This is a genomic window from Brevundimonas sp. EAKA (assembly GCF_000698025.1).
In the GTDB taxonomy this organism is placed as follows: domain Bacteria; phylum Pseudomonadota; class Alphaproteobacteria; order Caulobacterales; family Caulobacteraceae; genus Brevundimonas; species Brevundimonas mediterranea_A.
In genome coordinates this window covers 1-6200 of record NZ_JMQR01000154.1, presented here as the reverse complement: position 1 = coordinate 6200, position 6200 = coordinate 1, and the positions used below count along the sequence as shown (strand labels likewise).

At 66.2% G+C, this 6200-nt stretch carries 7 protein-coding genes; 5 read left to right on the top strand and 2 right to left on the bottom strand.

Annotation, left to right across the window (positions count from 1 at the left end):
- Positions 1–210 precede the first annotated feature (210 nt).
- Positions 211–639, top strand: coding sequence for a VOC family protein (locus tag ER13_RS15440; RefSeq protein ID WP_035310659.1), 429 nt, complete (start codon positions 211–213; stop codon positions 637–639).
- A 504-nt stretch (positions 640–1143) separates the two neighbouring features.
- Here the strand turns inward: ER13_RS15440 and ER13_RS15435 are convergent.
- Positions 1144–2010, bottom strand: coding sequence for a pirin family protein (locus ER13_RS15435; protein ID WP_035310657.1), 867 nt, complete (start codon positions 2008–2010; stop codon positions 1144–1146).
- A gap of 285 nt (positions 2011–2295) precedes the next feature.
- Here ER13_RS15435 and sdhC point away from each other — a divergent pair, with 285 nt between their 5' ends.
- From sdhC to ER13_RS15415, 4 genes are read left to right on the top strand one after another with little or no spacing between them, the layout of a single operon-like run.
- Positions 2296–2760 carry a succinate dehydrogenase, cytochrome b556 subunit gene (gene sdhC / locus ER13_RS15430; RefSeq protein WP_081836258.1) on the top strand — a complete coding sequence of 155 codons (465 nt, stop codon included), beginning with the start codon at positions 2296–2298 and terminating at the stop codon, positions 2758–2760.
- Complete coding sequence (gene sdhD, locus ER13_RS15425) at positions 2757–3176, top strand: succinate dehydrogenase, hydrophobic membrane anchor protein (RefSeq protein ID WP_035310655.1); 420 nt, start codon at positions 2757–2759, stop codon at positions 3174–3176. Before sdhC ends, sdhD begins: the two co-directional genes overlap by 4 nt.
- 7 nt (positions 3177–3183) lie before the next feature.
- A complete protein-coding gene (gene sdhA, locus ER13_RS15420) occupies positions 3184–4983 on the top strand; it encodes a succinate dehydrogenase flavoprotein subunit (RefSeq protein ID WP_035310652.1) in 1800 nt (599 codons plus the stop codon).
- 12 nt (positions 4984–4995) lie between these two features.
- Entirely contained in the window at positions 4996–5793 is a 798-nt protein-coding gene (locus tag ER13_RS15415) for a succinate dehydrogenase iron-sulfur subunit (RefSeq protein WP_035310651.1), read from the top strand.
- Between the two features lie 214 nt (positions 5794–6007).
- Here ER13_RS15415 and ER13_RS19085 read toward each other — a convergent pair.
- On the bottom strand, positions 6008–6200 hold a 193-nt coding region (locus ER13_RS19085; protein WP_035310648.1), incomplete at its 5' end, for a hypothetical protein.

Genomic DNA, 6200 nt, shown 5'->3' with positions numbered 1-6200 from the left:
GACAGCCCTCCTTTCGCATCTCGGGCGGATGACGCCCGACCCGACCCCCACGACGAACTTCGACCTGACAGCGCCCGTCGCGGTCGAACCGGGGGATGGCTTTGCGAAAGATCAAGGCGATCCTGGCGAGACGCCCCATTCTGGGGCGTGACACAGGTCGGCTCGAAACCCGGATGGAATTCGAGGTCGCGACGCCAGGGAAACTGGACCATGGGAACGACACAACTGCATCGCGGTCAGCTCATAGACCACATCCAGCTGGTCGTCCGTGATCTCCAGCTCAGCCGGGAATTCTACACGGCTGTTCTGAACGTGCTGGAGATCCCCGTCGTCGATACGGCCGACGGCTATTTCTGGGCCGATGAACTCGTCGTGTCCTCGCCGGAAAGCGCGGAGAGCCGGGGCGTCCTGACGGGTCGGCATCACCTGGCCTTCCAGGCCAAGGACCGCGCGACGGTCGACGCCTTCTATCGGGCGGCGCTGGCCCATGGCGCACGCGACAACGGCGCGCCGGGCGAGCGGACCTATCATCCGGGCTACTACGCCGCTTTCGTGCTCGATCCCGACGGCAACAACATCGAAGCTGTGCACCACGGCGAGGCGCGGCGTAGCGCGCCGTCGGTGACGATCGGTTTCTGAGGATTCCGGGAGGCCGACGGGTCCACCTGCGTCAACGCCAAGGTCCGATTTCAGGGCCGACGCCCGTTTCGCAAACCGACCCGTTGCAGACCTTCCCGCCCTGCGGTTGTATACCATCATCGGTCCAGCCGCCTTGAGGGTGCGATGACATTAGGCCCTACGTGCCCAAATTGCGCGAAGCGCGTTCCGTTCGGGCGAACACAATGGAACCTCGGCAAGCCCTTTCATTGTTCGCGATGCGAAACGCCACTTGTCATACCGAAATCTAACGCTGCTACGCTGGGGATCGGATTGTTCGTGAGCTTCTGGCTTTTCCGTGACCGCTTTCCACCTGAATGGGGAGGGCAGTTCGGCCTCTTCGCTCTCATGGTGGTTGTTGGTCTGCCGCTTACCTGGGCGACAACGAAAGTCCGTTTAGCGAAGGTCTCCTAACCACCCCAAACAGTCCGTTGCAATGTCTGCTGTCTGCGCCAGCGACCACTGTTCAAAGCGTAGGGGCGCGCCTCACACCTTCGGCGGTGGGCCGAACTTGCCGGACTGGTAGTCCTCGATCGCCTGGATGATTTCCTCGCGGGTGTTCATGACGAACGGGCCGTGGCTGAAGACCGGCTCGTTGATCGGTTCGGCGTGGCCCAGCAGGACGACGGCGTCGGTCTGGGCCGTGATCTCGACCGTGTCGCCCTCGCCCAGGGCGGCGAGGTTCCATTCGGGCACGGGGGTTCCGGCGACGGAGACCTGGCCCTTGACCGCATAGAAGAAGACAGTGCGGCCGGGCGCGACCGGAGCCTGGAACCGGGCGCCGGCAGGCAGGCGGACGACGGCCAGATGGATGTCGATCAGCGACTGGATCGGCGCCTTGACCCCCAGCCATTCGCCGGACACCGGCTCGACCACCACGCCGCCCTCGGTGGTGAAGGTGGGGATGTCGGCGGCCTGAAGTCCCACATAGTCGGGCTTGGTCATCTTCAGCCGCGACGGCAGGTTCACCCACAGCTGCAGGATCTCCATCGGCCCGCCGTTCCGCTTGAAATCGGCCGGCGACAGTTCGGCGTGGATCAGGCCCGAGCCGGCGGTCATCCACTGGATCCCGCCCGCCTTGATGATGCTCTCGCCCCCGCCGGAGTCGTTATGAGCCAGTTCGCCGTCCAGGATGAAGGTGACGGTCTCGAACCCCCGGTGCGGGTGCGGGCCGAACGGCAGGCCGGCGTTGCCCGGCGCATAGGTCTGGGGCCCGTGGTGGTTCAGGAACAGGAAGGGATCGACCTGGTCCAGGCCCGGACCTGGCACTGGGCGGCGCGTCGTCAGGTCGCCGATGTCGTCGCGATGGGCGGGATGCAGGCGAAGGACGGGGCGGGGCGTGCTTTCGGTCATTCGTCACATATAGGGTGGCGGGTTAGACATGGCGAGATCGGAGACGGGCGTGAAGCGCCGCCAGATCGGAAAAATCCAATTCCCGGCCGCCCGCGTAAATCCTCTATCCGAGACAGAGCGTGGATCGATCATGCGCAAATCCGACGACCACGACACGGAACAGGCCACAGGCGGCAAGAATTCGCGATGTTGGTCACGGTCCGTTGACACCGTCGTTCTAGAGACACAAAAGCCTTCGCAACCGCACACGGCGATTGAATTCATTCGCTTTTGAGAACCATTCGCATGACCCAGCCCAGCCCGACCTCGGGTGGCGCCTCTAGCGACCGGACCGGTCGTTTCGTCACCCAGCCCAACGGTCACGTCACACCGCTTTCGCCCCACATCGGCATCTGGCGCTGGCACGTCACCATGGCGGCCTCCATCCTGTTCCGGGCCACCATCATCGCCGCCACGGTCGGCGCGCTGATCGTCGTCGCCTGGCTGGGGGCCCTGGCCTTCGGACCGGACGCCTATGCGGCCGCCCTGGCCCTGGCCGGGTCCCCGCTGGGCCTGTTCGTCGGCTTCGGCCTGACGGTCGTGCTGTTCTCCTTCATCCTGAACGGGACGCGTCACACGATCAACGACACCGGCAATGGCCTGACCATCAAGTCGTCCACGATCTTGTCGCGCATCGCGGTCTGGGCGCCGGTTCCGCTGGCGATCCTGTTCTGGGTCGTCCTGTTCGCCGTCGGGAGGGTTTCGCTGTGAGCGGTCAAGTCAAAGGGAACGGGGCCCGGTTCAAGAACAACGTCAAGATTTCCGAGCGCCACGGCGCCGGCGAATGGCTGGCCGAGCGGGTGTTGCTGGTCGTCGTGCTGCCGCTGGGCCTGTGGGTCGCCTCGACCGCCTTCACCCTGACGGGCGCCGGCTATGACGCCGTGCAGGACTGGTTCGCCAACCGGCTGAACGCCGGCCTGCTGGCGCTGACGGCCGTGGTCTTCTTCGGCTACGTCAGCGTGGCCTGGAAGGTGATCCTTGAGGACTATGTGCCCCAGCCGGGAACGCGCAAGGCGCTGGTCGCTCTGCTGAACCTGGTCTTCCTCGTGCTGGCGGCCGCCAGCGTCTTCTTCATCGTGCGGATGGCGCTGGGTTCGGCGCCCCTGCCCGCTGGTTTCGGAGCCTGATTAGCTGATGGCCGCTTACGAACTGATCGATCACGAATACGACGTCGTCGTCGTCGGCGCCGGGGGCTCCGGCCTTCGCGCCGCCCTCGGCGCCGCCCAGCAGGGACTGAAGGTCGCCTGCGTCACCAAGGTCTTCCCGACCCGCAGCCACACGGTCGCGGCCCAGGGCGGCATCTCCGCCTCGCTGGGCAATATGGGCGAGGACAGCTGGCAGTGGCACATGTACGACACCGTCAAGGGGTCGGACTGGCTGGGCGACCAGGACTCGATCGAATATCTGGTCCGTAACGCGCCCAAGGCCGTGTACGAGCTGGAACACTGGGGCGTGCCCTTCAGCCGCACCGACGAAGGCAAGATCTATCAGCGCGCCTTCGGCGGCATGACCCGCAACTTCGGCGAAGGCCCGGTGCAGCGCACCTGCGCCGCCGCCGACCGCACCGGCCACGCCATCCTGCACACCCTGTACGGCCAGTCGGTGCGTCGGGAAGTGAAGTTCTTCGTCGAATATTTCGCGCTCGACCTGATCATGCAGGCCCAGTCTGATGGAACTCAGGCCTGCACCGGGGTGACGGCGCTTCAGCTCGACAACGGCCAGCTTCACCAGTTCCGCGCCAAGATGGTGGTTCTGGCCACCGGCGGCTACGGCCGCGCCTATTTCAGCGCCACCAGCGCCCACACCTGCACCGGCGACGGCAACGCCATGGTGCTGCGCGCCGGCCTGCCGCTGCAGGACATGGAGTTCGTCCAGTTCCACCCGACCGGCATCTATGGCGCCGGCTGCCTGATCACCGAGGGCGCGCGCGGCGAGGGCGGATACCTGACCAACTCGGAGGGCGAGCGCTTCATGGAGCGCTATGCGCCCACCGTGAAGGACCTGGCCCCGCGCGACATGGTCAGCCGGTCCATGACCATCGAAATCCGTGAAGGCCGCGGCGTGGGCCCGAACAAGGACCACATCTTCCTGCACCTGGACCACCTGGATCCCAAGATCCTGCACCAGCGCCTGCCGGGCATTTCCGAAAGCGCCAAGATCTTCGCCGGCGTCGACGTGACCAAGGCGCCGATCCCGGTCCTGCCGACCGTCCACTACAATATGGGCGGCATACCGACCAACTATCACGGCGAAGTCCTGACGCTGCGCGACGGCAACCCCGACAGCGTGGTGCCCGGCCTGATGGCCGTGGGCGAGGCGGCCTGCGTCTCGGTGCACGGCGCCAACCGCCTGGGCTCCAACTCCCTGACCGACCTGGTGGTGTTCGGCCGCGCCGTCGGCCTGCGCTGCGGCGAGGTGGTGGACAAGGCCTCGGCCGTGCCGTCCGCCTCCAAGGCCCAGACCGACGCCCACCTGGCCCGCCTGGACCGCTTCCGCTTCGCCGACGGCTCGACCCCGACCGCCGAGCTGCGCCTGTCCATGCAACGCGCCATGCAGGCCGACGCGGCGGTGTTCCGCACCGGCGAGACCCTGCAACAGGGCACAGACAAGCTGCGGGCCATCGACGCCGCCGGCGCCGACATCAAGACCACGGATCGCGGCCTGATCTGGAACACCGACCTGATGGAGACGCTGGAGTACGACAACCTGATCGCCCAGGCCGTCGTCACCATCGAGAGCGGGCTGAACCGCACGGAATCGCGCGGCGCCCACGCCCGCGAGGACTATCCGGATCGGGACGACGCCAACTGGATGAAACACACCCTGGCGTGGAAGCGTCCGGGCGAGCAGGTCCAGATCGACTACCGCCCCGTGCACAATTACACGATGTCCGACGACATCGCGTACATCGAGCCCAAGGCTCGGGTTTACTGAGGTCGAACGCAGATGGTTCAACTCTCCCTCCCCCGCGGCTCCAAGCCCACCAAGGGCAAGGTCCACAAGGCCGCGCCCGGCTCCAAGGACGTCCGGACCTACAAGGTCTATCGCTACGACCCCGAGGTCGATGCGGACCCGCGCTGGGACGTCTATGAGGTTCCGACCGGCGACCACGGCCCGATGCTGCTGGACGCCCTGATCCACATCAAGAACACCATCGACCCGACCCTGTCGTTCCGGCGGTCCTGCCGCGAAGGCATCTGCGGGTCCTGCTCGATGAACATCGACGGGCGCAACACCCTGGCCTGCACCAAGGGCTGGGACGAGTGCGAGTCGCACAACATCACCATCGCCCCCCTGCCGCACCAGCCGGTGGTCAAGGACCTGGTGACGGACCTGAGCCTGTTCTACGCCCAGTACGACTCGATCCAGCCCTATCTCCAATCGGACGAGCCCGACCCCGAGAAGGAACGGCTCCAGACCCCGGCCGAGCGCGAGAAGCTGGACGGCCTGTACGAGTGCATCCTGTGCGCCTGCTGCTCGACCTCCTGCCCCAGCTACTGGTGGAACCAGGAGGAATACCTCGGCCCGGCGGCCCTGCTGCAGTCCTATCGCTGGATCTCCGACAGCCGCGACGACGCCACGCAGAAACGTCTGGACGACCTGGAAGACCCGTTCAAACTGTACCGCTGCCACACCATCATGAACTGCGCCCAGGTCTGCCCCAAGGGCCTGAACCCGGCCAAGGCCATCGCCGAAACCAAGAAGCTGATGGTTTCGCCCAGCCGGAAGCGACAGGCGGCCTAGCCGTCGACGCCGCGTCCCCAAGGGCGCCCATGGCCGCCTCGATGACCGCTGAGGTCCTGCTGTTCGCCTATGGCACGCTGCAGGACCCGGCGGTCCAGACGGCCGTCTTCGGCCACGCTCTGGAGCCCGGCGTTCCGGACCGACTGAGCGGTTTTCGCCTGTCGCACATCCCCGTCGACGAGCCCCAGATCGCGGCCGAGACCGGCCTGACCCATTATCCGATCCTGATCCCGACGACGGACGACGCCCCGCCCGTCCCCGGCTCCCGCAGGTTCTCCATCCCGCTCAAGTCCTCGCGCGCCGCTTCGGTCAGCTGCAGCCGGATCGGGATCTGGCGGTCGCCCAGGTTATACTTGGGCAGGTTCTGATCGACGTCGCCGATGGTGGCGACCCGCACCGCCTGGGAG